The following is a 25872-nucleotide window of genomic DNA, read 5'->3' on the forward strand; positions in this document are numbered from 1 at the left end:
TCGACGTTGACATCCTTGCCGCCGACGACAACTTTCACCAGCACTGCGACCTCGGCCGTGCCGGCCTCCCCGAAGGGGTCGCCGCCATCACCGCCTACCGGATGGCGGATCGGATTGCATCTGACGGCTCCGCCGGCTCGTGCCCAGCGTGCCGCCAGCCGCACATTGAGTGCCGGGTGTGCGGCCCGCCGCATACTCGCGGGAGGGGTCAGCCCTCCAGGTCGCCCTCGGTTTCCAGTAGCGCCCGGCGCAGCCCGTCGAGGGTTTCCGGCTGCGGCTGCGCCCACATGCCGCGCCCGGCCGCCTCCAGCAGCCGTTCGGCCATGCCGTGTAGCGCCCAGGGATTCGACTCGGCCATGAACTTCCGGTTCTCCGGGTCCAAAACGTAACGCTCGGTGAGCTGTTCGTACATCCAGTCGGCCATCACCTGAGCGGTCGCGTCGTAGCCGAACAGGTAGTCCACGGTCGCCGCCATCTCGAACGCGCCCTTGTATCCGTGGCGGCGCATCGCCGCCATCCAGCGCGGATTGATCACCCGGGCCCGGAACACGCGCGTGGTCTCCTCCGACAGGGTGCGGGTGCGGATCGCGTCGGGCCGGGTGTTGTCGCCGATGTAGGCCGCGGGCGCTTGGCCGGTCAGCGCCCGCACGGTCGCCACCATGCCGCCGTGGTACTGGAAGTAGTCGTCGGAGTCGGCGATGTCATGTTCCCGGGTGTCGGTGTTCTTGGCGGCCACTGCAATACGCCGATATTGCCGGTTCATGTCGTCGACTGCCTCGCGGCCGTCCAGGTCGCGCCCGTAGGCGAACCCGCCCCAGGCGGTGTAGACCGCGGCGAGGTCGGCGTCGTCACGCCAGTTGCGGCTGTCGATGAGCTGCAGCAGCCCGGCGCCGTAGGTGCCCGGCTTCGATCCGAAAATCCTTGTGGTCGAGCGGCGTTGATCGCCGTGCTGAGCCAGATCTGCCTCGGCGTGGGCCCGCACGAAGTTGTCGTCGGCCGGTTCGTCGAGCCCGGCGACCAGCCGCACGGCGTCGTCGAGCATCGTCACCACGTGCGGGAAGGCGTCCCGGAAGAAGCCGGAGATCCGGACCGTCACGTCGATGCGGGGGCGCCCGAGCTCGGTCAGGGAAATCGGGGCGAGGTCGACGACACGGCGTGACGCGTCATCCCACACGGGCCGAACGCCCAGCAGCGCAAGCACTTCGGCGATGTCGTCGCCGGCCGTGCGCATCGCCGAGGTCCCCCACACCGACAGTCCCACCGATTGCGGCCACCGGCCGTGGTCGTCGCGGTAGCGGGCGAGCAGCGAATCCGCCAGCGCCACACCGGCTTCCCAGGCCAGCCGGGAGGGCACGGCTTTGGGGTCGACGGAGTAAAAGTTGCGCCCGGTGGGCAGCACGTTGACCAGGCCACGCAGCGGGGAGCCCGAGGGGCCGGCCGGGATGAATCGTCCGTCCAGGGCGCGCAGCACCTGCTCGATTTCGGCGGAGCTGCCGGCCAGCCGGGGCACCACTTCGGTGGCGGCGAACCGGAGGACCCGTGCCACCTCTGGGTTGTCGCTGAGCCGTTCGGCCGCATCGGGATCCCAGCCGGAGGCCTGCAGCGCCGCGACCAACTCCCGCGCCACCGTCTCGGTCGCGTCCACGCTGGTTCGTTCGTCGGTGCCGTCCTCGGCCAGACCCAACGCCTGGCGCAGGCCGGGAATGGCGTGCTCGCCGCCGAAGAGCTGACGGGCACGCAGGATCGCCAGCACGAGGTCCAGTTCGGGCTTCCCCGTGGGCTTTTGGCCCAGGATGTGCAGGCCGTCGCGGATCTGGACATCCTTGATCTCGCACAGCCACCCGTCGACGTGCAACAGCATGTCGTCGAACGAGTCCTCGGCGGGACGTTCGGTGAGCCCGAGATCGTGGTCCATCTTCGCGGCCCGGATGAGGGTCCAGATCTGCTGGCGGATCGCGGGCAGCTTGCCGGGATCCAGCGCGGCGACGTTGGCATGCTCGTCAAGCAGCTGTTCCAAACGGGCTATGTCGCCGTAGGTTTCGGCGCGCGCCATCGGCGGGATGAGGTGGTCGACGAGCACCGCGTGCGCGCGCCGCTTGGCCTGGGTGCCCTCGCCGGGGTCATTGACCAGGAAGGGGTAGATCAGCGGCAGGTTGCCCAGCGCGGCATCGGGCGCGCAGCCCGCCGACATGCCCAGGGTTTTGCCCGGCAGCCATTCCAGGTTGCCGTGTTTGCCCAGATGCACCACGGCGTGCGCCCCGAACCCGGTGTCCAGCCAGCGGTAGGCGGCCAGGTAGTGGTGGCTGGGCGGTAGGTCGGGATCGTGGTAGATGGCGACCGGGTTCTCGCCGAAGCCGCGGGGCGGCTGCACCATCAGCACCACGTTGTCCGATTGGATTGCGGCGATCACGATTTCACCGTCGGGGTCGTTACTGCGGTCGACGAACAGCTCCCCCGGTGGCGGTCCCCAATGCTGGACGACGGCGTCGGTGAATTCGGCGGGCAGGGTCGCGAACCAGGCGCGGTAGTCGGTGGCGGACACGCGGATCGGGTTGCCGGCCAATTGGCCTTCGGTGAGCCAGTCGGGGTCTTGGCCGCCGCGTTCGATCAGCGCGTGAATCAGGGCGTCGCCGTCGTTCGCCTCGACGCCGGGCAGGTCACCGATGTGGTACCCGCGATCGCGCATCGCCCGCAGCAGCGCGACGGCGCTCGCGGGCGTGTCCAGCCCCACCGCGTTGCCGATGCGGGCGTGCTTGGTGGGATAGGCCGAAAACACCAGGGCGACCCGTTTGTCGGGCGGGGTGACGTGGCGCAGCTGCGCGTGCCGCACCGCCAGCCCGGCGACCCGGGCGCAGCGTTCCGCGTCCGCGACATAGGAGATCAGGCCGTCCTCGTCGATCTCTTTGAAGGAGAACGGGACCGTGATGATGCGGCCGTCGAACTCGGGCACGGCCACCTGACTGGCCACGTCGAGCGGGCTCAGGCCGTCGTCGTTTTCGCACCACTGGGCGCGCGGGCTGGTCAGGCACAGCCCCTGCAGGATCGGAATATCCAGCGCGGCAAGGTGTTCGACGTTCCAGCTGTCGTCATCGCCGCCCGCGGACGCGGTGGCGGGTTTGAGTCCCCCGGCGGCCAGGACGGTCACGACCATCGCGTCGGCGGCGCTGAGCCGTTGCAGCAGTTCGGGTTCGGCGGTGCGCAGCGATGCGCAGTAGACGGGTAGCGGCCGTGCGCCGGCGTCCTCGATGGCCGCACATAGCGATTCGACGTAGCCGGTGTTGCCGGCCAGATGCTGAGCGCGGTAGTACAGCACGGCGATCGTCGGCCCATCGACATCCTTGGCATTCGGCCGCGCCAGCTCGCCCCAGGTCGGCGTCACGACCGGCGGGGTGAACCCGAACCCGGTCATCAGCACGGTGTCCGAGAGGAAGGCGTGCAGCTGGCGCAGGTTGTCCACGCCGCCGTGGGCCAGGTAGATGTGCGCCTGGACCGCGATGCCGGCCGCCAGCGTGGACAAGCCGGTCAGCTCGGCGTCGGCGGCCTGCTCGCCGCTGACCAGCACCGTGGGCACGCCGCTGGCGATCACCGTGTCGATCCCGCCCTGCCAGGCCCGGTAGCCGCCGAGGATCCGGACCACCACGATGGCGACGCCGGCCAGCAGGTCGGGCAGGTCGTCCTCCGAGAGCCGCGAGGGGTTGGCCCACCGGTAGTTTTTCCCGCTGGAACGGGCGCTGATCAGGTCCGTGTCGGATGTCGACAGCAGCAGGATGGTCGGTTCAGCCACCCGTCATTCGTACCGCAGCGGCTTCGGACGGCCGAATCGGCACGTAGGGTCCCTCTATGAGCAGAGGATTCGTCGTCACTTTCGCGGTTGGGCTGATCGTCGCGTTGTTCGGGGTGATCTGGGCACTGCAAGGGTTCGGGGTGCTTGGCGGCAGCCCGATGAGCAACACCACCACCTGGTCCGTCATCGGGCCGATCACAGCGCTCGTCGGCATAGTGATCGCGGTGATCAGTTGGCGGAAGCTCTCGTCGAAATAGGTTGCTACGCCGGCACGACGGCGAAGTTCACCGTGTGCCAGCCGGTGGCGCCGTCGGGGACGGGATTGGCGCGCTCTTCGGTCTGGACGGCACCGGTGTTGTCGATGGCTCGCACGGTGATGGTTTCCCGCCCGGGGCTTTTCGCCTGCCACGGGAAGCGCCACAATCGCCATGTCTCATTGGAATAACTCGCGCCCAGTTCGGCCGGTTGCCAACCGCCGTCGCCGATGCGGACTTCGACCGCCCGCACGCCACGATTTTGGGCCCACGCAACGCCGCCGAACACCACCGGCCCCACCGGCACTGTCTGGCCGCCCCTGGGCACGTCGATCCGCGACTCCGTCTTGATGGGCGCTTGCGCCGCCCAGCCCTGCCGCGTCCAGTAGGCCTTGGCCCGATCGAACCGGGTCAGCTCCAAATCCACCACCCACTTGGTGGCCGAGACGTAGCCATAGAGTCCTGGCACCACCATGCGGGCCGGGTAGCCGTGCTCGGCCGGAAGCGGTTGACCGTTGAGGCCGACCGCCAGCAACGCGTCGCGGCCGTCCGTGACCGCCTGAACAGGGGTGCCGACGGTGAATCCCTCGATCGACGTTGAGAGCACCATGTCGGCATCGCGGTGTGCACCGGCCGTCGCCAGCAGCTCCGCCAGCCGGTAGCCGGTCCAGATGCCCGTTGAAATGAGATCTCCACCAACGGGATTGGATACACATGTCAACGTGGTCACCGTCTCGACGATGTCGAAGCGGGCGAGGTCGTCGAAGCTCAAGGTGATCTCGCGGTCCACCATCCCATGGATCCGCAGGCGCCAGTCGCGGCGGCTGAGCTGGGGAACACTGAGCGAGGTGTCGACCCGGTAGAAGTCAGCACTTGAAGTGATAAAGCTCGGCAACGCAACGCCTTTCGGCTGCACTTCGGCCGGTATCGGACGCGCCGGGGATCGTGGCCGGGGTAGGGCGAACGTCTTACGGTCGGCTTCCACCGAATGCGCCAGCCGGGTACCGAACGCCCCCACTACCCCACTGACGACGCCCAGTCCGAGCAACCCGTACATGACCAACCTGCGCCGGCTTGGATGTGCCAGCTCCTGGTCGTCTGCGTCGTCGTCCGGCTCAGGCGAGAACCGCCGGGCGAGCACCCGCAGCACCCCTACGCCACACGCGGCACCGACGATGGTGGGGAGCGTGTCGAGCGCCGTCCCGCCTGGTCGCGACAGCACGGCGATGCAGCCGAGGACGCCCGCCGCGGCGATCACCACGCTGCCGAACGGGCGGCGCCGCGTCTCGAGGGTCCCGGCGATCGCCGCGATCGTCGCGATCACCACGAGCACGACGACGGCCAGGAAGGGTTTGTCCAGCGGGCCAAGCGTTTGGATGGCCCACTCTTTGACGGGGCCCGGTGTCAGGTCGACGACCGCAGAACCCACGGCGGCGCGGGGTTCGGCCCGCGCACCGAACGGGATGCTGGCCAGTTGGGTGACACCGAGCGCGACGGAGGCAGCGGCGACCCCGGCGATCATCCGGTCATTCGACGAAGCCGCGGCCACCGACGTCACTTTACTCGCGCTTCCTCCCCTCCCGGAAAACTCTTGCGGCACAGCGCTGGTGGCGGTCGAGCGGGGTGGCGTCTGAGCCTCGTGGGCGCGTGATTCGCGTCGGTCAGTGACCGATCAGGGCCGCAATCCGCGTGGCGACCTTCCCGGCGACGCGCAGCGCCTCGTCGCTCGTGCCGGGCCCGTAGCGATCCGCCACCGGGTCGTAGTCGGCGCCGGCGATGGAACCATGGTCGGCGTCGAGCTCCACCAACTCGACCGGCCAGCCGACGCGGCCCAGGGCGGCGGCGAACTCCCGGCTGGCACTCACGGGGACGGCGTCGTCGGCCAGCCCGTGCAGCAGCGTGAACGGCGTGCCGGCGCGGCCATCCGATAGCGCGTCGGTCGGCGCCTGACCGGAGAGCGGATCGGGCACCATGAACGCGCCGGCCAGGCACACGGTGTGGACGAGGGTGGCGTCGAACCGCGCCGCGTTGAGCGTCAGACCCGCCGCGGCGCAACCGCCCATGGACCACCCGACGAGCACGATGCCGTTGCCGGGGCCCGCGAAGTCGCGGGTGAAGTCGAGCGATCCCAACAGATCCGCCCGGCCACCGTCGTCGGCATGGGAATTCCAGTCCGGCGCCACGACGGCCGCGCCGCGGTCGCTGAGCATGCCGGCCAGGGGTCCGAAGGCCGCGCGGGCATCGGTCTGCATGCCGTGCCACAGCAGGACGGTGGGACGTCGGGAGTCGCCGAAGACGTCGGCTAAGCGTCCGGGGGCGTATTCCACCGTGTCCACGGCCACGAGTGTGCCCCGGGGGCCGTGATCCCAAACGGCGAGCCGGGCGATGCCGTTGCGGTGGAGTTCGATTCGACGTCGCAAGGATCGGCCTGTTCTCGGTTCACGATTGCACCCCTAGTCGATCCAGCAACTCGGCGCGATGCCGCTCGGTATGGGCACCGGGATGACCGGGTGTGCGGCGCGGCTCGTCGATCGTCACCGTGTGGATGATGCGCCCCTCCTCGAGCACCAGCACGCGGTCGGCCAAGGCCACCGCCTCGTCGACGTCATGGGTGATCAGCAACACCCCGAACCCGTGCCGGCGCCACAGATCCAGCAACAAGGCGTGCATCGTCAACCGGGTCAACGCGTCCAGCGCCCCGAACGGCTCGTCGAGCAGCAGCAGCCGCGGCTCGGCGACCAACGCCCGCGCGAGCGAAACCCGTTGCGCCTGCCCACCGGACAGGGTCAACGGCCAGGACCCGGCGTGGTCGGTCAGCCCGACGTCGGCCAGCGCACGCTCGGCGCGCTGTCGCACCTGCGGCCGTGGGAGGCGGCTGCGGGTGAGGCCGTAGCCGACGTTGGTGCGCACGTCGCGCCACGGAAAGAGCCGCGGTTCCTGGAAGGCCAGGGCCGGGGCGCCGGCCACCACGCGCTCGCCGCTGTGGTCACGCGAGAGCCCGGCCAGCACCCGCAGCACCGTCGACTTGCCGGACCCGCTGCGCCCGACCAGCGCGACGATCTCGCCGCCGCGCACCCGCACCGAAACGTCTTTGAGGACATGGCGATTCCCGTACCACTTGTCGACGTGGCGCAGCTCCCCCGCGACCTCGGTCCGCACCCGCGGGTGGGCGTCGGATTCTGCGATGACTGTCAACCGTGAACCTTTCAGTGCCGGTAGCGCAGGGCGCGGCGCTCGATGAGGCGGACGATCGCGTCGGTGACGATGCCCAGCAGCGCATAGATGGTCAGTCCGAAGATGATGATGTCGATCCGCAGAAAATCTCGGGCATTGTTGATCAGGAACCCAATTCCCTTGTCGGCGTTGATCTGCTCGGCAACGATCAAGGTGAGCCACGCGATCGCCAGCGACTGCCGAAACCCGACGAGCACTTGCGGCGCCGCGCTGGGCACGAAAATGCGGGTGAACCGCTGCGCGAACGAAAAGCCCAGCACCTGAGCGGTTTCCACCATTTTGGGATCGACCTGGCGGATCGCCGAGAAGGTGTTCAGGTAGAGCGGGAAGACCACCCCCAGCGCCACCAGCAGGACCTTGGGCAGCTCGCCGATCCCGAACCACAGGATGAACAGGGGGATCAGGCCCAGGTGCGGCAGCGCGCGGATCATCTGCATGGGCGGGTCCACGGAGGCCTCGAGCCAACGGGACAGCCCGACCGCCGCGCCCGCGCCGACCCCGATCACCCCACCCAGGACCAGCCCCTCGACAACCCGGACGGAGGAGACCTGCAGCGCGGCGGCGAGCTGGCCGTCACGGATCAACTCGACTCCGGCCTCGACGATCAGCGACGGCGCGGGCAGCACATCTTGCGGGATGACACCGACCGCGCTGCCCAGCTGCCACAGGGCCAGCAACGCCAGCGGGGAAGCGATGCGCACGATTTCCCATTTGCGGCGCGCCCATAACCCGCCAGGTGCGCCGGTTTGGGCGCTCCTGGGCTGTTTCGGCGCAGCCTCGAGCGCGGTGGCAATGCTCACCGTGCCGACGGTAGGGCGCGACCGTTGCCGTGGGTAAGGGTTTACGTCTGCCTGAAGCCAATGTCGGCCGCCGTGTTCAGCCGGTGGCCGTACCGTGGACGGGTGGCCAGGACGCGTGACACCGACGCTTGCCCGGGTGCGCTGCAGGTGCACCAGGCCGCCGACGGCGCTTTGGCCCGGGTGCGGTTACCCGGGGGCATGCTCACGGCCGCGCAGCTGGCGGCGTTGAGCGCCGCCGCCACGCAGTCAGGGTCGGGAACGCTCGAACTCACCGCGCGGGGCAACGTGCAGTTGCGCGGGCTGACCGACGTCACCGCGGTGGCCGAGACGCTGGCGGCCGCAGGCCTGTTGCCGTCGACGACGCATGAGCGCGTCCGCAACATCGTCGCGTCGCCGCTGTCGGGGCGGGCCGGGGGCGACGTCGACGTGCGCGGCTGGGTCGGCGACCTGGACGCCGCGATCTGCGCGGCGCCACGCCTCGCGGACCTGGGCGGCCGATTCTGGTTCAGCCTCGACGACGGGCGGGCCGACGTGTCCGGTCTGCGCGCCGACATCGGCGTGCATGCGTCGCCCGACGGTTGCGCGCTGCTGCTCGCCGGACGTGACACCGGCGTGCGGCTGGCCGCCGGCGAGGTGGTGGAGACGCTCGTCGCTCTCGCGACGCGCTTCGTCGAGATCCGCGAAACCGCCTGGCGCGTCCAGGAATTGGCTGACCTTCGTCGGCTACTACCCGACGCCGAGCCGGGCGGGACACCGTTTCCCGTCGTCACCAAGGCGCCGGTGGGCTGGATCGGTCAGGATGACGGCCGGGTGACGCTGGGGGCCGCGGTGCCGCTGGGTGTCCTGCCCGCGCGCGTCGCGGAGTACCTGGCCGCGATCGAGGCGCCGCTGGTGATCACCCCGTGGCGCTCGGTGCTGGTGTGCGATCTGCAGGAATCCGTGGCCGACACCGCGCTGCGCGTGCTGGCACCGTTGGGGCTGGTGTTCGACGAGAACTCCCCCTGGCTGACCGTGAGCGCCTGCACGGGCAGCCCCGGGTGTGCGCACTCGGCCGCCGACGTGCGGGCCGACGCCGCCGAGGCGTTGGACGCCGACGTCACGCTGCACCGGCACTTCGTGGGCTGCGAACGCGCCTGCGGGAGCCCGCCGGCCGGTCAGGTGCTGGTCGCCACCGGCGACGGATACCGGATGCTGCGAACCTGACAAGCCTTAGGGTGAGCGGGTGCTCGACTACATCCGCGATGCCGCGGAGATCTATCGCCAGTCGTTCGCGACCATTCGCGCCGAGGCCGACCTGGCCCGATTCCCCGCCGACGTGGCCCGCGTCGTCGTCCGGTTGATCCACACGTGTGGCCAGGTCGACGTCGCCGAGCACGTCGCGTTCACCGACGACGTCGTCGAGCGCGTCGGCGCGGCCCTGCGCGGCGGCGCCCCGGTGTTGTGCGACTCGTCGATGGTGGCCGCGGGGATCACCACCGCACGGCTGCCCGCCGGCAACGAGGTCGTGTCGCTGGTGGCCGACTCGCGGGCGGCCGAGCTGGCCGCGCGCCGGCAGACCACCCGTTCGGCGGCCGGGGTCGAGCTGTGGGCCGAGCGGCTCGACGGCGCCGTGCTGGCCATCGGCAACGCACCGACGGCCCTGTTCCGGCTGCTCGAATTGATCGACGAGGGGCTTGCGCCGCCGGCCGGGGTGTTGGGTGGGCCGGTGGGATTCGTCGGGTCGGCGCAGTCCAAGCAGGAGCTCGTCGACCGTCCGCGCGGAATGTCGTATCTGGTGGTGCAGGGCCGCCGGGGCGGCAGCGCCATGGCCGCCGCGGCCGTCAACGCGATCGCGAGCGACGCCGAATGACCGCCCGGGGGACGCTGTGGGGCGTCGGGCTGGGGCCTGGCGACCCGGAACTGGTGACCGTCAAGGCCGCGCGGGTGATCGGCGAGGCCGACGTGGTCGCCTATCACAGCGCCCGGCACGGCCGCAGCATCGCGCGCGGCATCGCCGAACGGTATCTGCGGCCCGGCCAGATCGAGGAGCACCTGGTCTACCCGGTGACGACCGAGGTGACCGACCACCCGGGCGGCTATGCCGGCGCGCTCGAGGACTTCTACGCCGAGGCCACCGAACGCATCGCCGCCCACCTGGACGCCGGGCGCAACGTGGCCCTGCTGGCCGAGGGCGACCCGCTGTTCTACAGCTCCTACATGCATCTGCACACGCGGCTGACCGAGCGATTCGATGCGGTCATCGTTCCGGGCGTGACGTCGGTGAGCGCCGCGTCGGCGGCCATCGCCACGCCGCTGGTGGCCGGCGACGAGGTGCTGTCGGTGCTGCCGGGCACGTTGCCGGTCGGCGAACTGACCCGCCGGCTCGCCGACGCCGACGCCGCCGTGGTCCTCAAGTTGGGGCGCTCGTATCACACTGTGCGGGAAGCGCTTTCGGCGTCAGGGCAGCTTGACGACACGTTCTACGTCGAACGCGCCAGCAGCGCCGGTCAGCGCATCCTGCCCGCCGCGGAGGTCGACGAGACCAGCGTGCCGTACTTCTCGCTGGCCATGCTGCCGGGCGGCCGCCGGCTGCACCGACGCGCCCCCGAGGGGCAGGCGACGGGCAGCGTCGCGGTGGTGGGCCTGGGCCCCGGCGATGCGGACTGGATGACGCCGCAGAGCCGGCGGGAGCTGGCCGCGGCGACCGACCTGATCGGCTACGGCGGTTACCTGGATCGCGTCCCGGTGCACGAGGGCCAGCAGCGGCACCCCAGCGACAATCGTGACGAGCCCGAGCGCGCGCGGCTGGCCTGCGCGCTGGCCGAGCAGGGCCGGGCCGTGGCGGTGGTGTCGTCGGGCGACCCGGGTGTCTTCGCGATGGCGACCGCGGTGCTGGAAGAGGCCAAACAATGGCCGGGCGTGCAGATCCGGGTGATCCCGGCGATGACCGCGGCCCAGGCGGTGGCCAGCCGGGTCGGCGCGCCCCTGGGCCACGACTACGCGGTGATCTCGCTGTCCGATCGGCTCAAGCCGTGGGGGGTGATCTCCGCGCGGCTTGAGGCCGCCGCGGCCGCCGACCTGGTGCTGGCGATCTACAACCCGGCGTCGAAGACGCGGACATGGCAGGTCGGGGCGATGCGTGACATTCTGCTGGCCCACCGCGAGCCGGGCACGCCGGTGGTGATCGGCCGCAGCGTGTCGGGCGACGACGAAGACGTCCGCGTCGTCCGGCTGGCCGATCTCAACCCGGCCGAGATCGACATGCGCTGCCTGCTGATCGTCGGGTCATCGCAAACGCAGTGGTACTCAGCCGATTCCACCGAGGACCGGGTCTTCGCTCCCCGGCGCTATCAGCCGTAGGGCTCAGTCTGATTGCCCTACTCCTCCGCACCCCGCTACGCGGGCTGCATCGTCGTAGGGCTCAGTCCGATTGCCCTACTCCTCCGCACCCCGCTACGCGGGCTGCATCGTCGTAGGGCTAGTCGCGGTCCCAGGTGCTCGGCATCATCGGCACGCTGGGGCCGTCGCTGAACCCGTCGCGGGTCAGCGTCGCCAATCCGGCGGCCCGGGCCGCGTCGGGTTTGGCTGCGGCACCGGCGAATCCGAGCGGTCCCGCACTGTCCTCGGAGGGCCGTGCGGCGAATGGGTCCCCGCTATCGACGCCCGGGTCCCCATCCTGGTCCAGGTCCATGAACTCGTAGCGGTAGGCGCGCTCGGTGGCGGTTCCGCCGCGGCGCCGGCGGGCCCGGGCCTTCTTCTTGGCCGCGGCGGCCGCGGCCGCGCCGGCGGGCGCGTCGAGGTCGTCCGAAGACGGTTCCTCCGACTTGCGCCGTGACCGGCTGCTCGCGCTGCCGCGCGCCGACAGTCCCGACAGCCCCACCGCATACAGGGCGTTGGAGAGGCCCGCGCCGATTCCGTCGGTCGCCGTCGGACCGAAGCCCACCCCGGGTCCGCCACCGACCGGTCCGCCACCGGCCGACCCGGCAACCGTCGTCGCGGGGGCGGTGGACGGTGCCGACACGTGGCTGACACTGGCGGGCGCGGTGGCAATCGTCGGCGCCGGAGCAACCACCGGTGCGGGCGCCGCCGCGACGGCCGGCAGGGACGGGGCAGACGCGAGCGGGATCCCGACGCTGATCGCGGTGACCGCCGCAGCCGCCCCACCGGCCGCGGCCGCGCCGATGGCGGCAACGACGACCGGCGCCAGCACCACGGCCATCTGGATCGCCAGCTGGATGAACGGCCAGAAGATCATCAAGGTGTGGAAGATGGCCCAACCCAGCGCCGTCGACAGCGCCGGGGACAGTCCCAGCTGCCCGAAGAACGAGGCGAGACTGTTGACCCACGGCACCGGCGGGAAGGGCCACCCACCGGGGTTGAGGTCCTTGGACACCGGCCACGCGAAATTCTGGGTGTACTGCTGCAGCCACTTGGTCAGCTGGTCCATCCAGGACGGGTACTGCGTCGTGGTGGTGGCCTGCTGCTGGGCGCTCGAGGTGTCGGCGTTGTTGAGGTTGGAGCCGGAATCCGTCGCCGGCGCCACGGCGGCCGCTTGCATCGCCGCGGCGCCGGCGGTCCCCGCCTCGGCGCCCGGGACGACGATCGGCGGCGCGGGGGTGGTCGGCGGGACCGCGGCCAGGGCGGATTCGCTGACGGCTTGGTAGGTGGTCATCGTCGTCGCGGCCTGCACCCACATGCGCGCGTAATCGGCTTCGTTGACGGCGATCGGGATGGTGTTGATGCCGAAGAAGTTCGTGGCGACCAGCGCCCCGTGCACCGCGTGGTTTGCCGTGAGTTCGCCCATCGTGGGCATGGCGGCCAACGCGGCGGTGTAGGCGGTGGCCGCGGTCTCGTGCAGGCTGGCCGCGGTTGCGCTCTTGGCCGCGCTCTCCACCAGCCAGGCCTGGTAGGGGACGTGCGCGGCCACGTACTGGTCGGCGCTGGGCCCGTCCCACGCGCCGGCCTGCACGGCGCCCAGCAACCCGCTGAGCTCGGCCGCCGCGGTCGCGTAGTCGGTGCTCATCGACGACCATGCCGTCGCCGCGGCCAGCAACGGGGCGGGGCCGGGGCCGCTGCTGAGCAAGGTCGAGTGCACTTCGGGCGGAAACGCGGCAAAGATCGGGGCGGTCATCGTCTAGGGCCTTCAGGCAAGAACACGAATACCTCTTCGGAATCTCGTGGATGGGCTGGCGATGCGTACGACCAGAGGTCGGTTGCGGCGGCGGTTTAGTTCCCCGCCATTTCGTTCGGGTGCCAAAAAGCCGGGCTTCTTTGCGCGCGAACGGTCGTGCTGCAACGATGCAGGGATGCGGTGTGACGTTGCGCGTGAAGCGCTGTCGGCTCGATTGGATGGCGAGCGACCCCAGGTGCTCGCGCAGCAGGTCGACGCCCACCTTGAATCGTGCCGCAGTTGCCGTTCCTGGCTTATCGGGGCGGCGGCGCAGACCCGTCGGTTCGCCTCGGTGGCGCCCGGCGAGGGACCCGACCTGGTCGACAAGATCATGGCCAGCATCGACGACCAAGCCTCCGGACACCCGAGGTGGATGCGCTGGTTGCGGTCGCACTACCGGCGCTGGGGTTTGATCGCGGTGGGCCTGTTCCAGGTGGCGATTGCCGCGGCCCAGATCAGTGGCGTCGATTTCGGCATGGTGTCCGGTCACATGCACGGCGCGATGTCGGGCGAGCACCTGATGCACGAGTCCACGGCGTGGTTGTTGGCGTTGGGCCTGGCGATGGTCGCCGCCGGCGTCTGGCCCGCCTCCGCGTCGGGGGTGGCGGCGATCACCGGCGTGTATTCCGTTGCGCTGCTTGGTTATGTGATTGTCGACGCCTTCGACGGACAGGTCACGGCCACCCGGATCGCCAGCCACATGCCGCTGTTGTTGGGCCTGGCATTCGCGTTGTTGGTGGCGCGCGAGCGCGTGGGCTCGCACCGGCGGCACGGCTCCGACGGCGCGGTCGACGCCGACCATCCCGCCTCGGCGGCCGACCCGTCGAGCGGTCGACGGCGCGGGCACCTGCGGCCGATCAACCACGCCGCCCCCGACCACGCCGCGCCCTCTACGACGACCCGTCGTAGGATCGGAAAACCCGCGCAACTAAGGTGGTTGAGCATGATCGCGCCGAGCGACGACGAGGCGGTAACCGAGCTCGCTTTGTCCGCCGCGCGCGGGAACGCGCGAGCGCTCGAGGCGTTCATCAAAGCCACCCAGCAAGACGTGTGGCGGTTCGTCGCCTATCTCTCCGATGCCGGCAACGCCGACGATCTGGCCCAAGAGACGTTCCTGCGCGCCATCGGCGCCATCGAGCGGTTCTCCGGACGCTCGAGCGCCCGGACGTGGCTGCTGTCCATCGCGCGCCGGGTCGTGGCCGATCACATCCGCCAGCTGCAGTCGCGGCCGCGTGCCGCGCTGGGCGCCGATCCCGAACACGCGGTGCGTGGCGACCGCAACGCCCGCGGGTTCGAAGACCTCGTCGAGGTTACGACGATGATCGCCGGCCTCAATCCCGAACAGCGGGAAGCGCTTTTGCTCACCCAGTTGCTCGGGCTGCCCTACGCCGACGCCGCCGCGGTGTGCGGTTGCCCGGTGGGCACCATCCGGTCGCGGGTCGCGCGCGCCCGCGATGCGTTGCTGGCCGACGGCGAGCGCAGCGACCTAACCGGCTAGCGCGCCAACCCATTCCGCGGCCTCGGCCACGGTGCCGACGGTGGTGACGCCCTCCGGTAGCGGCGGGCGCGCCACCATCACCACCGGCACCTTGAGCGCGGCGGCGGCATCCAGTTTGGCCCGCGTCATCTGCCCGCCGCTGTTCTTGGTGACCAGCGCGTCGATGCGGTGCTCGCGCAACAGCGCGACTTCCTCGTCGTAGCGGTACGGGCCACGCGAGAGCACCAGCCGGTGATGGCGCGGCAGCGAGGCGCTGTCGGGTTCGGTGACCGCCCGGATCAAAAACCACGCGTCGCTGCCGGCGAAGGCGTGCACGCCGGAGCGACCGGTGGTGAGGAAGATGCGCGAATAGCCCTGCCGGGCAACCGTTTGCGCCGCATGCGTGTCCGACCCGACGACAAGTGCCTCGCCGGGATCCCAGGCCGGGCGCGCCAGGATCAGATGAGGTATCCGCAGTTGGCCGCATGCGGTGGCGGCGTGCGCCGTCATGGTGGCCGCGAACGGGTGGGTGGCGTCGACGACGGCGTCGATGCCCTCGTCGTGCAGCCAGCGCCGCAGGCCGTCCACGCCGCCGAAGCCGCCGATGCGCACGGGGCCGACGGGCAGCGCCGGGTCCGGCACCCGGCCCGCCAGGGAGCTGATGACGTCGACGCGGGGGTGCAGGGTTTTCGCCAGCGCGCGCGCCTCGCCGGTGCCGCCGAGCAGCAAGACGCGCATCAATGCCTGCTCCCCCGGGCCCGCCCGGTCGAATACAGATAGCTGTCGGTGAATTCCCCCGCGGTCAGCGCGTCGCCGACGACGATGACCGCGGTCTTGGTGATGTCGGCCTCGTGCATCTGGGCGGCGATGTCGGCAAGCGTGCCGCGCAGCACCGTCTCCTGCGGCCAGCTCGCGAAAGCCACGACGGCGACGGGTGTTTCGCGGCGGTAGCCGCCGTCGAGCAGTTGCGGAACGATGGCGTCGATCTGGGCGGCCGCCAGATGCAGGACCAGGGTGGCGCCGGATCGGGCGAGCGTCGCCAGGTCTTCGCCGGGCGGCATCGCGGTCGACAGGGTCGCCACCCGGGTCAGCGTCACCGTCTGCGCGACGCCGGGGACGGTGAGCTCGCGCTTCAGGGCGGCCGCAGCGGCGGCGAAAGCCGGTACGCCCGGCACGATTTCGTAGTCGATGCCCAGCGCGTCGAGCCGGCGGCACTGTTCGGCCAGCGCGCTGTACAGCGACGGGTCGCCGGAGTGCAGCCGCGCCACGTCGTGTCCTGCGGCATGCGCGTCACGTAGTTCGGCGATGATCTGTTCCAGCGTGAGCGGGCCCGTGTCAACGATTTTCGCGTCCTGAGGGCAGAGCGCCAGCAGGTCGTCGGGCATGATCGACCCGGCGTACAGGCACACGGGGCAGGTTTGGAGGAGCCGTTGACCGCGGACGGTGATCAGGTCGGCGGCGCCCGGCCCGGCGCCGATGAAATATACCGTCATTTGGTCATCACCCACTGGGTGACCGGGTAGTGCGGCTGCCAGCCCGTGAAGGCGCCTAGGGCCTTGCCCTGATAGTGCTGGAAGCGTCGCAGCTCACCGCCGAGGCGCGTATATGCCTGTGTGACAGCGGCTTCCGATTCGGTGGTGACCACGTTGGCGACAAGCCGCCCGCCGGCGGGCAGGTGGTCGAGGCAGGCGTCGAGCAGGCCGGGCTGGGTCAGGCCGCCGCCGATGAAGATCGCCGACGGCGGCGCGGCGCCGTCAAAGGCCTCGGGGGCGTCGCCGCGCACCTCGATGCCGACGCCGAAAGCCGCGGCATTGCGCTCGAGGTTGTGACGGCGTTGTTCGTCGCGTTCGAAGGCTATTGCGCCGCAACCCGGTCCGCTCAGGCACCACTCGACACCGATGCTGCCCGAGGCCGCGCCGACGTCCCATAACCGCTCCCCCGGCCGCGGCGCCAGGGCGGCCAGCGTCACCGCGCGGATGCCCTGTTTGGTGATCTGGCCGTCGTGGGTGAATGCGTCGTCGGGTATTGGGGAGACGCGTTCGTCGGGCAGGTAGCGCACGGCGATCACGTTGAGGTCGTCGACGTGGCCGGGCGCGCCGCCGGCCCAGTCGCGGGCGGTGCCGTCGCGGCGGTGTTCGTCTGGGCCGCCGAGCCTTTCGAGCACGGTGAGCTGCGAATCGCCGCGGCCGTGCGCGTTGAGCAGGGCGGCCAGCTCGGTGGGCGTGGATTTGCCTTGCGACAACACGATCGCCTTCCCGCCGCGGCGCACAGCGGTGTGCGGTTGCGCGGTGACAAGGCTGATCACCTCGGTGTCGTGGACGTTCCAGCCCATCCGCGCGCACGCCAGTGTCACCGAGGACACGTGCGGCAGGACCCGTACCTTCTCGGGGCCGTGCAGGCGGATGAGCGTGCCGCCGATGCCGTGCAGCAGCGGGTCGCCGCTGGCCACCACGTGGATGTCGTCGTCCACCGGCAGCGCTTTCAGGGCGGGCAGCATCGGCGAGGGCCACTCCCGGCGGCGCGCGGGCACCGTGTCGTCGAGCAGGTCAAGTTGGCGCTGGGAGCCGTAAATAACTGTGGCCCTTCGTAATTCGGCTCGCGATGCTTCGGCGAGACCGGCCATGCCGTCGGCGCCGATACCGACGACGACGATCACGAGCGCGGCCCCTCATCGCCGCGGGCGCGCATCATCGCGGCATCCTGCGCCAGACGAACGCGGGCAGCAATCGCATTACGGCGGCCGCGGGTCCTAGCGCCCACGGGATCCACACGGTGCGGCGGCCTTTCGCCAGTGCCCGCGCGGTCGCGGCGGCCACCTGCGCGGGCGTGCTGGGCAGGGGCGCGGGCGTCATGCCTTCCGTCATACGCCCGATGACGAATCCCGGGCGGGCGATCAGCACCCGCACCCCGGTGCCGTGCAGCGCGTCGGCCAGACCGTTGGCGAAGCCGTCAAGGCCGGCTTTGGCCGAGGCGTAGACGTAGTTGGCGCGCCGCACCCGGGCACCTGCGATCGAGGAGAACACCACCAGTCGGCCTTTGCCGGCGTTGCGCATGGCGGTCGCCAGGTGGGTGAGCATGCTGACCTGGGCGACGTAATCGGTGTGCACGACGGCGACCGCGTGCGCGGCATCGGTCTCGGCGCGAGCCTGGTCGCCCAGGATTCCGAAGGCCAGCACCGCGGTGCCGATGGGCCCGTGGTCGGCGACGACCGAGGCGACCAGGGCGGCGTGCGAGGCCAGGTCGTCGGCGTCGAATTCCCTGGTGTCGACCGCGGCGGCGCCGGCCGCTTTGAGCGCGCTGACCTGGTCAGCGAGCTGATCGGCGCGGCGCGCGGCCAGCACCACCGTCGCCCCGGGGGCCAGGCGTCGCGCCAACTCGACCCCGATTTCGCTGCGTCCGCCCAGGATTAGTACTGGACCCGCGCCCGTGTCGTCCACGGCTGCGATTATTACCTGCGCTAGCGTGAGCGGTGATGGCGAATACCACGACCCGGCTCACCGACGAGGCCCTCGCGTTTCTGTCGGAACGCCATCTGGCCATGCTCACCACGTTGCGAGCCGACAATTCGCCGCACGTGGTGGCGGTCGGGTTCACCTTCGACCCCAGGACGCACATCGCGCGGGTCATCACCACCGGCGGGTCCCAGAAGGCGGTCAACGCCGATCGCGGCGGGCTGGCCGTGCTGAGCCAGGTCGACGGCGCGCGCTGGCTGTCGCTGGAGGGCCGGTCCAAGGTGAACAGCGACGCCGACGCGGTGCGCGACGCCGAGTTGCGCTACGCCCAGCGCTACCGCACGCCGCGCCCCAACCCGCGGCGCGTGGTCATCGAGGTTCAGGTGGAGCGGGTGCTCGGGTCGTCGGATCTTTTGGACCGGGGCGCGTAGCGCGCCGATCGCTTCGCCGCCACAACTCACTCATCCACAGCGTCAGCCGACCGGGACCACGATCAGTTCGTGCGGCCGGTTGTTGACGGCTAGGGCGCCGTCCTCGGTCACAACGACGATGTCCTCGATGCGCGCGCCCCAGCGGCCCGGGAAATAGATGCCCGGCTCGATGGAAAACGCCATGCCCGCGGTCAACGGCAGGTCGTTTCCGGCGACGATGTAGGGCTCTTCGTGCACCGACAAGCCGATGCCGTGCCCGGTACGGTGCACGAAATAGTCGGCGAGTCCTTCGGCCGCCAGCACATCGCGGGCGGCCGCGTCGACCTGCTCGGCCGTCACGCCCGGGCGTACCGCCTCATAAGCGGCGCGCTGGGCGCGCTGCAGCACCGAATACTGTTCAGCCACTTCTGGATTCGGCTCACCGATGCTGTAGGTGCGTGTCGAGTCGGAGTTGTACCCGGGTTCATAGGTGCCGCCGATGTCGACGACGACGATGTCACCGGCCTGCAGTTCGCGATCCGAATATCCGTGGTGCGGGTCGGCGCCGTGCGGCCCGGATCCGACGATGATGAACGCCACCTCCGAATGCCCTTCGGCCACAATGGCGTCCGCGATGTCGGCGGCGACGTCGGCCTCGGTGCGGCCCGGCACCAAAAACTCCGGCACCCGGGCGTGCACCCGATCGATGGCGGCACCGGCTTTGCGCAACGCGTCGACTTCGCACTCCTCCTTGACCATTCGCAGCATGCGCAACACCTCGGTGGCCAGCACCGGCAGGGCGCCGAGCACACCGGCCAGCGGGAGCAGATGTAGCGCCGGCATCGCATCGGTCACGGCGGTCGCGGCGGGGGCACCACCCAGCGCGGCGCCCACTAGATCGTAGGGATTGTCACCGTCGACCCAATCGCGCACCGCCAGGCCGAGTTCGGCGATGGCCGACCCCTTGAGCGAGGCCAGCTCCAGCCGCGGCACCACTACCGTCGGATCACCGGACGCGGGCAACACCAGCGCGGTGAGCCGCTCCAAGGTCTGGGCGCGCGACCCGACCAGGTAGCGCAGGTCATACCCCGGCGTGATCACCAGCCCGGCCAGACCGGCATCGGCGGCCGCGGCGGCGGCCGCGGCCAATCGACGGGCATACACGGCTGCGTCGAAGCGGTGTGACTCCATGGCAGTCAGGCTAACCCGCCCGCCGAACGTCGACTTGTTGCGCCGATTTCGCGCGTGGGCCGACAACAACTCGACGTTCGACGGGGTGGGGGGTTGGCCGGCCGACAACAAGTCGACGTTCGACGGGGTGGGGGTTGGCCGCGGGGGCGTGAGACCATATTCGGCATGCCGGGACCACTAGTGCTGCTCGATGGCGCCAGCATGTGGTTCCGTTCGTATTTCGGGGTCCCGTCCTCGATCACCGCGCCAGACGGCCGGCCCGTCAACGCCGTTCGCGGATTCATCGATTCCGTCGCCTTCGTGATCACCCAACAGCGACCAAGCCGGCTGGTGGTCTGCCTGGACCTGGATTGGCGGCCGCAGTTCAGGGTCGACCTCGTGCCGTCCTACAAGGCCCATCGCGTGGCCGAGCCCGAGCCGCCGGGCGAACCGGACATCGAGGAGGTCCCCGACGACCTGACGCCCCAGATAGACATGATCGCCGAACTGCTTGACGCCTTCGGGATTCCGACGGCGGGCGCGGAGGGTTTCGAGGCCGACGACGTCCTGGGCACGTTGGCGGCGCGGGAACGCGACGACCCGGTCGTGGTGGTCAGCGGTGACCGCGACCTGATGCAGGTGGTGTCGGACGATCCGGTCCCGGTGCGGGTGCTCTACCTCGGCCGCGGGCTGAGCAAAGCCACGTTGTTCGGGCCCGCCGAGGTGGCCGAGCACTACGGCGTGCCGGTCGAGCGGGCCGGGCCCGCCTACGCCGAACTCGCGTTGCTGCGCGGCGACCCGTCCGACGGCCTACCGGGCGTTCCGGGCGTCGGCGAGAAGACCGCGGCCTCATTGCTGGCCCAGCACGGCTCGCTGGAACAGATCCTGGCCGCCGCCCACGATCCGAAGTCGAAGATGCCCAAGGGCCTGCGGGCGAAACTGCTGGGCGCGCTGGACTACATCGAGGCGGCCGGCGACGTGGTGCGGGTGGCCACCGACGCGCACGTCACGTTTTCGACGGCCAGCGACGAACTACCGCTGGTCGCGGCCGATCCGCAACGAACCGCCAAGCTGGCGACCGAACTGGGCGTCGGATCGTCGATCGCGCGCCTGCAGAAAGCGCTCGACGCGCTGCCGACCTGAGGGTCCGCTACTGCGGGCGGCCGACCTCGTAGGTGCCCTTGTTGTCCTGGAACGTCACCGTCACGTGCTTCGGCGCGCCATCGATGCTGACATCGCAGTCGAACGTGGCGCCCTTCTTGACGGTCGGGTTTTGGCCGTGGTTGCACTTGACGTCCTTGACGTTCTTGGCGCCGTAGCCGTTCGTTTCGTCGCTGAGGACCTGCTGAACCCCGGCCTGCGCCTTGCTGACGTCGAGCTTGGTGGTGACGAAGAAGCCCGGCTGCCAGAATCCCAGCACCAGCACGACGACGACGAGCAGCAACGCAATGCCGCCGCCCACGCCGGCGATCAGCCCAACCGGTCGCTTCTTGCCGGGCTGCTCATAGGGCGGGTACTGCTGCGGGTACTGGCCCGGCTGGCCGTATTGACCGTACTGCCCGTATTGACCCGGCGGTGGGTATTGGCCCGGCTGCCCGTACTGGCCGGGCTGCGGGTACTGGCCCGGCTGCCCGTACTGACCCGGCTGGGCGTATTGACCCGGCTGCCCGTACTGCCCGGGCTGGGCATAGCCCGGCTGCTGGGGGTACTGCTGCGGATAGGCCTGTTCAGCCGGCTGCTGGTACTGCGGGTATTCGGCCGGCGGCGTGTAGGCGGGCGCCTGCCACGAGGCCTCCTGGGTCTGCTGGTCGTGCCAGGACGGCGCCACCTGGGTCGGGTCCGACGAGTGGTCGCTGCCTTGACCTTGGCCGGGCGGTTGCCACTGCTGGTCCGATCCCTGCGGTCCGCTCATCTCTCTCCTCAGCCCCTTGTGTCTCGGCATGAACTATCGGCGTTTAACGGTAGCTCCGGCCTAGCCTACCCGGCGTCAACTGCAACGACGCCGCGCCGAATGTCGTTGATGGCCCGCTTCGCTGTGGCCCGAACCTCGGCGTCCGGGGCGGCGTTGCGCACCTGATCCAGCAGGTCAAGCGCCTGCCGGCACCAGCGCACGAAATCGCCCGCCAGCAGGGGCGAGCCGCTGCCCGCCGGGTCGGCCGCCGCCAGCGCCGCGGCCAGATCACCCGTCCGGGCCCAACGGTAGATGACATTGACGAAGCCGTCGTCGGGTTCGCGGCTCGGGGCGATCCGGTGCGTCTGCTCGTCGGCGCGCAACGCCATCGACAGCCGCGACGTCTGCTGCAACGCCTGGCGTAGCGGCTGCGTGGGGGCGTCGGCGGCAAACGCCGCGCCCGGCCCGTCCCCGCCCCGGCTCTCGTACAGCACCGACGAGACCACCGCCGCCAGCTCGGCGGGCTTCAAACCGGACCACGCGCCGGTGCGCAGGCATTCGGCGACCAGCAGATCGCTTTCGCTGTAGATGCGCGCCAGCAGCCGCCCGTCGTCGGTGACGCGGGGATCGCCGTCGCGGCCTTCGATGAAGCCACGCTCGGTGAGCAGCCCGACGATCCGATCGAAGGTCCGGGCCAGCGAATTGGTCGCTGCCGCAACCTTGTTCTCCAATTGCGCGTTGTCGCGTTCGATCCGCAGATAGCGCTCGGCCTGCCGGACCTGTTCTTCCCGGCCGGGCGTGTTGTGCGACGGGTGCCGCCGCAGCTGTTCGCGCAGCTTCGCCAGCTCGGGGTCATGAAATTCGCCGTCGGCGTCCCCGCGGCCGCGGCGCTTTGCCGGAATGGCCAGCCCGGCGGCGGCCGACCGCAGTGCCGACGCCAGATCGCGGCGGACGCGCGGCTGCCGGTGCTCGACCCGCTTCGGCAGGGGCATGGACCCGACCGGCGCCGACATGCCCGAATAGTCGGCCGAGGAAATCCTTCCCGCCCAACGGTTTTCGGTGAGCACCAGCGGCCGCGGGTCGGAGCTGTCGCGGGCGGATTCCAGCACCACGGCCAGCCCACCGCGCCGGCCGTGGGTGATGTTGATGATGTCGCCCCGGCGCAGCGCGGCCAGCGCGTCGGTGGCCGCCTGCCGGCGTTGCAGACGCGAGGCACGCGACTGGGCGCGCTCCATCTCGGAGATGCGCGCGCGCATCCGGGCGTATTCGAGGATCGGCGCCTTGGGGCCGCCCAGCTCGCCGGCGATCTCGCCCAGCATCGCGTCGCCCCGCTCGATGCCGCGCACCAGCCCGACGACCGAACGGTCGGCCTGATACTGCGCAAATGACTGCTCCAGCAACCGATGTGCTTGCTCGGGGCCCATCTGCTGCACGAGGTTGATCGTCATGTTGTACGACGGGGCGAACGAACTGCGCAGCGGGAAGGTGCGGGTGGAGGCCAGCCCGGCCACCGCGGAGGGTTCGGTGGTTTCTTCGGTGGGATTCCAGAGCACCACCGCGTGGCCCTCGACATCGATGCCGCGCCGGCCGGCGCGCCCGGTCAACTGCGTGTACTCCCCCGGCGTCAGCGCCACGTGCTGCTCGCCGTTGAACTTGACCAGCCGCTCGAGCACCACGGTGCGGGCAGGCATGTTGATCCCCAGCGCCAACGTCTCGGTGGCGAACACAGCCCGCACCAGCCCGGCAGTGAACAGCTCTTCGACCGTGTGCCGGAAGGCGGGCAACATGCCGGCGTGGTGGGCGGCCAGACCGCGCAGCAGCCCCTCGCGCCACTCGTAGTAGCCGAGAACGGCGAGGTCGGCGTCGGCGAGATCGCCGCAGCGATGCTCGATCACCTCCGCGATCTGCGCCCGCTCTTCCTGGGTGGTCAGCTGCAGGGGGGAACGCAGGCATTGCTGGACAGCGGCGTCACAGCCGGCCCGCGAGAACACGAACGTGATCGCCGGCAGCAGCCCTTCGGCATCCAGGCTCGCGATCACGTCCGGACGCGCCGGCGTGCGGTAGAGCCGGGGCCGGCCCGACCGCGCCGGCGGACGCCCGCGTCCGGCGCTTCGCCGCGGCTGCCAATCCGACATCCGATCCGCCTCACGGCGATGGGTGATGTGCCGCAACAGATCCGGGTTGACGCGGGGCTCGCGCGGGGCGCCCGGCTGCTCGGGGGCGTCCGAATGCCGGTAATCGAAGAGGTCGAAAAGTCGCTTGCCCACCAACACGTGTTGCCAGAGCGGCACCGGCCGGTGTTCGTCAACGACGACCGTCGTATCGCCGCGCACGGTCTGGATCCAGCCGCCGAACTCCTCGGCGTTGCTCACCGTCGCCGACAGGCTGACCACGCGGACCTCGTCCGGAAGGTGCAGGATCACCTCTTCCCACACCGGGCCCCGCATCCGGTCGGCCAGGAAGTGCACTTCGTCCATTACCACGTAGGAAAGGCCCCGCAGCGCAGGCGAATCCGCGTAGAGCATGTTGCGCAGCACCTCGGTCGTCATGACCACGACGGGCGCATCGGCGTTTACCGACATGTCCCCGGTGAGCAGGCCGATGCGGTCGCGGCCGTAGCGCGCCGTCAGGTCGGTGTGCTTCTGGTTGCTCAGCGCTTTGAGCGGCGTGGTGTAGAAGCACTTGCCGCCGGCCGCCAGCGCCAGGTGTACCGCGAATTCCCCGACGACGGTCTTGCCGGCGCCGGTCGGCGCGCAGACCAGCACGCCGTGGCCGCGTTCGAGCGCCACACACGCCCGATGCTGAAAGCCGTCGAGCGCAAAGGGCAGATCCGTGGCGAATCGGGTGAGTTCGACCAGCTCCGCCACCTCATGGGGCGCCGACGGTTCAGGTGACATCGTCGTGTTGCCCGGCGGTGACCGACGGCTCCGGTATCGCGGTGGGCCGATCGATGACCGATGCTTCGTCGTCGGGGATCTCCGTCTGGGCTTCGCGTTTGGCCTTGCGCTTGTCGTGGAGGCGGGCGATCTGGATGGCGAACTCGAGGAGGACGGACAGCGCCAAGCCGAGTGCGGTCATCGAAAACGGATCGGAGCCTGGCGTGAATACCGCCGCGAACACGAACATCGCGAAGATCAGGCCGCGCCGCCACGACTTGAGCCGCTGGTAGGTCAGCAGGCCGACGGTGTTGAGCATGACGATCAGCAGCGGGAATTCGAAGCTGACGCCGAACACCACCAGCAGATTGATCAGGAACCCGAAATAGCGGTCACCGGACAGGGCGGTCACCTGGACGTCGCTGCCGACCGTCAGCAAAAAGCCCAGGGCCTTGGACAGCACGAAGTAGGCCAGCGCCGCGCCAGCACCGAACAGCACCACGGCCGGGACCACGAACGCGATCGCGAAGCGGCGCTCCTTCTGGTAGAGCCCGGGGGTGATGAACGCCCACAGCTGGTAGAACCAGACCGGGCAGGCCAGCACCACCCCGGCGGTCAGTCCCACCTTGAGCCGCAGCATGAACTGGTCGAACGGCGCGGTGGCCAGCAGCCGGCATTGCCCGTTGGCGCTGATGTCCGCGCGCGCCGACTGCGGCAGCGAGCAGTAGGGATGACGCAGCCACTCGCCGAGGCTTTCCAGCCCGAAGATCGGATGCGAGTACCAGACGAACCCGAAAATCGTGGTCAGCACGATGGCCGCCAGGGAAATCAGCAGCCGCCTGCGCAGTTCGGTGAGGTGGTCGACCAGCGACATGGTCGCGTCCGGGTTGGTGCGACTGCGTCTGTTGCGTGGGTTGAGGCGCTTCAGCAGGCCAGAAGTGCGCGCTGAAACCTTGAGTGATTTCACGATGCTCGTCTAGGGCTCGGTCAGGGGCGCTCGGGCACCGCGACGATGACGGCGGCTACGCCGGGCGTGCTTCGCTGTGCCCCTGCTCGCTGGGCGCCGGAGGGTCGACCCGCTGCGACTGCACGGGCGTGGGGTTCGCCGCGGGGGCGTCGCTTTGGGTCCCCAAAGCCGAGTTCTCCGGCTTGTTCTCGCTCTGCATTTCTCGGATCTCGGACTTGAAGATCCGCATCGACTTGCCCAACGAACGCGCCGCGTCGGGGAGCTTCTTGGCACCAAACAGCAAGATCACCACGACCGCGAGGATCGCCCAGTGCCACGGACTCAGACTGCCCACTTTGATTACCTCCAGACGTTGACCCGATGCTACCGCAGCAGCGCAGCGTGGCGGTGGGCCCGCGCCGCGCCGAG

General features: G+C 70.1%; 22 protein-coding genes and 1 pseudogene. 8 read left to right on the forward strand and 15 right to left on the reverse strand.

Annotated elements, in window-relative coordinates:
• Positions 1-208: 208 nt before the first annotated feature.
• A complete protein-coding gene (gene cobN / locus QGN30_RS15890) occupies positions 209-3784 on the reverse strand; it encodes a cobaltochelatase subunit CobN (RefSeq protein WP_248923628.1) in 3576 nt (1191 codons plus the stop codon).
• 56 nt (positions 3785-3840) lie between these two features.
• On the opposite strand from cobN, the gene QGN30_RS15895 reads away from it, so the two are divergent.
• The gene (locus QGN30_RS15895) at positions 3841-4041 is read left to right on the forward strand and encodes a hypothetical protein (RefSeq protein WP_014941854.1); all 201 of its coding nucleotides are present in this window, start codon (positions 3841-3843) and stop codon (positions 4039-4041) included.
• Between the two features lie 4 nt (positions 4042-4045).
• Here the strand turns inward: QGN30_RS15895 and QGN30_RS15900 are convergent, their stop codons facing one another.
• The 4 genes from QGN30_RS15900 to QGN30_RS15915 all read right to left on the reverse strand — a co-directional run bounded on the left by QGN30_RS15900 (position 4046) and on the right by QGN30_RS15915 (position 8072).
• Positions 4046-5560 carry a molybdopterin-dependent oxidoreductase gene (locus tag QGN30_RS15900; protein ID WP_416366872.1) on the reverse strand — a complete coding sequence of 505 codons (1515 nt, stop codon included), beginning with the start codon at positions 5558-5560 and terminating at the stop codon, positions 4046-4048.
• Positions 5561-5699: 139 nt separating this feature from the next.
• Positions 5700-6374 (reverse strand): alpha/beta hydrolase family protein, encoded by a 675-nt coding sequence (locus QGN30_RS15905; protein ID WP_248923626.1) that lies wholly within the window; start codon positions 6372-6374, stop codon positions 5700-5702.
• A 103-nt stretch (positions 6375-6477) separates the two neighbouring features.
• On the reverse strand, positions 6478-7233 hold the full coding sequence (locus tag QGN30_RS15910) for an ABC transporter ATP-binding protein (protein ID WP_038536136.1): 756 nt from the start codon (positions 7231-7233) through the stop codon (positions 6478-6480).
• A gap of 11 nt (positions 7234-7244) precedes the next feature.
• A complete protein-coding gene (locus QGN30_RS15915; protein WP_038536135.1) occupies positions 7245-8072 on the reverse strand; it encodes an ABC transporter permease in 828 nt (275 codons plus the stop codon).
• Between the two features lie 102 nt (positions 8073-8174).
• Between QGN30_RS15915 and cobG the strand changes: the two genes are divergently transcribed.
• From cobG to QGN30_RS15930, 3 genes are read left to right on the forward strand one after another with little or no spacing between them, the layout of a single operon-like run.
• Positions 8175-9275 (forward strand): precorrin-3B synthase, encoded by a 1101-nt coding sequence (gene cobG / locus QGN30_RS15920; protein ID WP_038538624.1) that lies wholly within the window; start codon positions 8175-8177, stop codon positions 9273-9275.
• Between the two features lie 19 nt (positions 9276-9294).
• Positions 9295-9921, forward strand: coding sequence for a precorrin-8X methylmutase (locus QGN30_RS15925; RefSeq protein WP_038536132.1), 627 nt, complete (start codon positions 9295-9297; stop codon positions 9919-9921).
• Entirely contained in the window at positions 9918-11411 is a 1494-nt protein-coding gene (locus QGN30_RS15930) for a precorrin-2 C(20)-methyltransferase (protein ID WP_038536130.1), read from the forward strand. Before QGN30_RS15925 ends, QGN30_RS15930 begins: the two co-directional genes overlap by 4 nt.
• A gap of 118 nt (positions 11412-11529) precedes the next feature.
• Here the strand turns inward: QGN30_RS15930 and QGN30_RS15935 are convergent, their stop codons facing one another.
• Positions 11530-13182, reverse strand: a complete 1653-nt coding sequence (locus QGN30_RS15935) for a PPE domain-containing protein (protein WP_095763186.1) — start codon at positions 13180-13182, stop codon at positions 11530-11532.
• 175 nt (positions 13183-13357) lie between these two features.
• Here QGN30_RS15935 and QGN30_RS15940 point away from each other — a divergent pair.
• A pseudogene (locus QGN30_RS15940) lies at positions 13358-14002 on the forward strand (DUF2275 domain-containing protein); the annotation flags it as partial.
• Between the two features lie 162 nt (positions 14003-14164).
• Positions 14165-14719 (forward strand): RNA polymerase sigma factor SigC, encoded by a 555-nt coding sequence (gene sigC / locus QGN30_RS15945; RefSeq protein WP_225331104.1) that lies wholly within the window; start codon positions 14165-14167, stop codon positions 14717-14719.
• Here sigC and QGN30_RS15950 read toward each other — a convergent pair.
• The 4 genes from QGN30_RS15950 to QGN30_RS15965 are packed head-to-tail and all read right to left on the reverse strand — an operon-like array spanning position 14708 to position 18135.
• Entirely contained in the window at positions 14708-15436 is a 729-nt protein-coding gene (locus tag QGN30_RS15950) for a cobalt-precorrin-6A reductase (protein WP_038536122.1), read from the reverse strand. The genes sigC and QGN30_RS15950 overlap by 12 nt on opposite strands.
• Positions 15436-16191, reverse strand: a complete 756-nt coding sequence (cobM, locus tag QGN30_RS15955) for a precorrin-4 C(11)-methyltransferase (protein WP_038536120.1) — start codon at positions 16189-16191, stop codon at positions 15436-15438. The genes QGN30_RS15950 and cobM overlap by 1 nt, the downstream gene beginning before the upstream one ends.
• Complete coding sequence (locus tag QGN30_RS15960) at positions 16188-17354, reverse strand: bifunctional cobalt-precorrin-7 (C(5))-methyltransferase/cobalt-precorrin-6B (C(15))-methyltransferase (RefSeq protein WP_038536117.1); 1167 nt, start codon at positions 17352-17354, stop codon at positions 16188-16190. Before QGN30_RS15960 ends, cobM begins: the two co-directional genes overlap by 4 nt.
• 31 nt (positions 17355-17385) lie before the next feature.
• Positions 17386-18135 (reverse strand): SDR family NAD(P)-dependent oxidoreductase, encoded by a 750-nt coding sequence (locus QGN30_RS15965; protein WP_014380039.1) that lies wholly within the window; start codon positions 18133-18135, stop codon positions 17386-17388.
• 35 nt (positions 18136-18170) lie between these two features.
• On the opposite strand from QGN30_RS15965, the gene QGN30_RS15970 reads away from it, so the two are divergent.
• Entirely contained in the window at positions 18171-18581 is a 411-nt protein-coding gene (locus QGN30_RS15970; RefSeq protein ID WP_008256343.1) for a F420-dependent biliverdin reductase, read from the forward strand.
• 42 nt (positions 18582-18623) lie between these two features.
• On the opposite strand, the gene QGN30_RS15975 is transcribed toward QGN30_RS15970, so the two are convergent.
• Positions 18624-19751 carry a M24 family metallopeptidase gene (locus tag QGN30_RS15975; RefSeq protein WP_009953361.1) on the reverse strand — a complete coding sequence of 376 codons (1128 nt, stop codon included), beginning with the start codon at positions 19749-19751 and terminating at the stop codon, positions 18624-18626.
• Positions 19752-19916: 165 nt separating this feature from the next.
• On the opposite strand from QGN30_RS15975, the gene QGN30_RS15980 reads away from it, so the two are divergent.
• On the forward strand, positions 19917-20873 hold the full coding sequence (locus QGN30_RS15980; protein ID WP_020188912.1) for a 5'-3' exonuclease: 957 nt from the start codon (positions 19917-19919) through the stop codon (positions 20871-20873).
• Between the two features lie 7 nt (positions 20874-20880).
• Here the strand turns inward: QGN30_RS15980 and QGN30_RS15985 are convergent, their stop codons facing one another.
• The 4 genes from QGN30_RS15985 to tatA form a co-directional block, all read right to left on the reverse strand.
• Complete coding sequence (locus QGN30_RS15985) at positions 20881-21642, reverse strand: DUF4333 domain-containing protein (RefSeq protein WP_008256331.1); 762 nt, start codon at positions 21640-21642, stop codon at positions 20881-20883.
• A 65-nt stretch (positions 21643-21707) separates the two neighbouring features.
• Positions 21708-24488, reverse strand: coding sequence for a DEAD/DEAH box helicase (locus QGN30_RS15990; RefSeq protein ID WP_038536115.1), 2781 nt, complete (start codon positions 24486-24488; stop codon positions 21708-21710).
• 19 nt (positions 24489-24507) lie between these two features.
• Complete coding sequence (tatC, locus tag QGN30_RS15995; protein ID WP_008256322.1) at positions 24508-25464, reverse strand: twin-arginine translocase subunit TatC; 957 nt, start codon at positions 25462-25464, stop codon at positions 24508-24510.
• 55 nt (positions 25465-25519) lie between these two features.
• Positions 25520-25798 (reverse strand): Sec-independent protein translocase subunit TatA, encoded by a 279-nt coding sequence (gene tatA / locus QGN30_RS16000; protein ID WP_009953370.1) that lies wholly within the window; start codon positions 25796-25798, stop codon positions 25520-25522.
• Positions 25799-25872 lie beyond the last annotated feature (74 nt).

The organism is Mycobacterium sp. 3-98, from assembly GCF_035918355.1.
Lineage (GTDB): Bacteria > Actinomycetota > Actinomycetes > Mycobacteriales > Mycobacteriaceae > Mycobacterium > Mycobacterium intracellulare.

Excerpts from the sequence above, each read along its gene's own strand:
- QGN30_RS15930 (WP_038536130.1), top strand. The coding sequence starts at position 9,918 with ATGACCGCCCGGGGGACGCTGTGGGGCGTCGGGCTGGGGCCTGGCGAC.
- QGN30_RS15935 (WP_095763186.1), bottom strand. The coding sequence starts at position 13,182 with ATGACCGCCCCGATCTTTGCCGCGTTTCCGCCCGAAGTGCACTCGACC.
- QGN30_RS15980 (WP_020188912.1), top strand. The coding sequence starts at position 19,917 with ATGCCGGGACCACTAGTGCTGCTCGATGGCGCCAGCATGTGGTTCCGT.
- cobM (WP_038536120.1), bottom strand. The coding sequence starts at position 16,191 with ATGACGGTATATTTCATCGGCGCCGGGCCGGGCGCCGCCGACCTGATC.
- QGN30_RS15985 (WP_008256331.1), bottom strand. The coding sequence starts at position 21,642 with ATGAGCGGACCGCAGGGATCGGACCAGCAGTGGCAACCGCCCGGCCAA.
- QGN30_RS15950 (WP_038536122.1), bottom strand. The coding sequence starts at position 15,436 with ATGCGCGTCTTGCTGCTCGGCGGCACCGGCGAGGCGCGCGCGCTGGCG.
- QGN30_RS15895 (WP_014941854.1), top strand. The coding sequence starts at position 3,841 with ATGAGCAGAGGATTCGTCGTCACTTTCGCGGTTGGGCTGATCGTCGCG.
- QGN30_RS15975 (WP_009953361.1), bottom strand. The coding sequence starts at position 19,751 with ATGGAGTCACACCGCTTCGACGCAGCCGTGTATGCCCGTCGATTGGCC.
- sigC (WP_225331104.1), top strand. The coding sequence starts at position 14,165 with ATGATCGCGCCGAGCGACGACGAGGCGGTAACCGAGCTCGCTTTGTCC.
- QGN30_RS15900 (WP_416366872.1), bottom strand. The coding sequence starts at position 5,560 with ATGATCGCCGGGGTCGCCGCTGCCTCCGTCGCGCTCGGTGTCACCCAA.
- QGN30_RS15970 (WP_008256343.1), top strand. The coding sequence starts at position 18,171 with ATGGCGAATACCACGACCCGGCTCACCGACGAGGCCCTCGCGTTTCTG.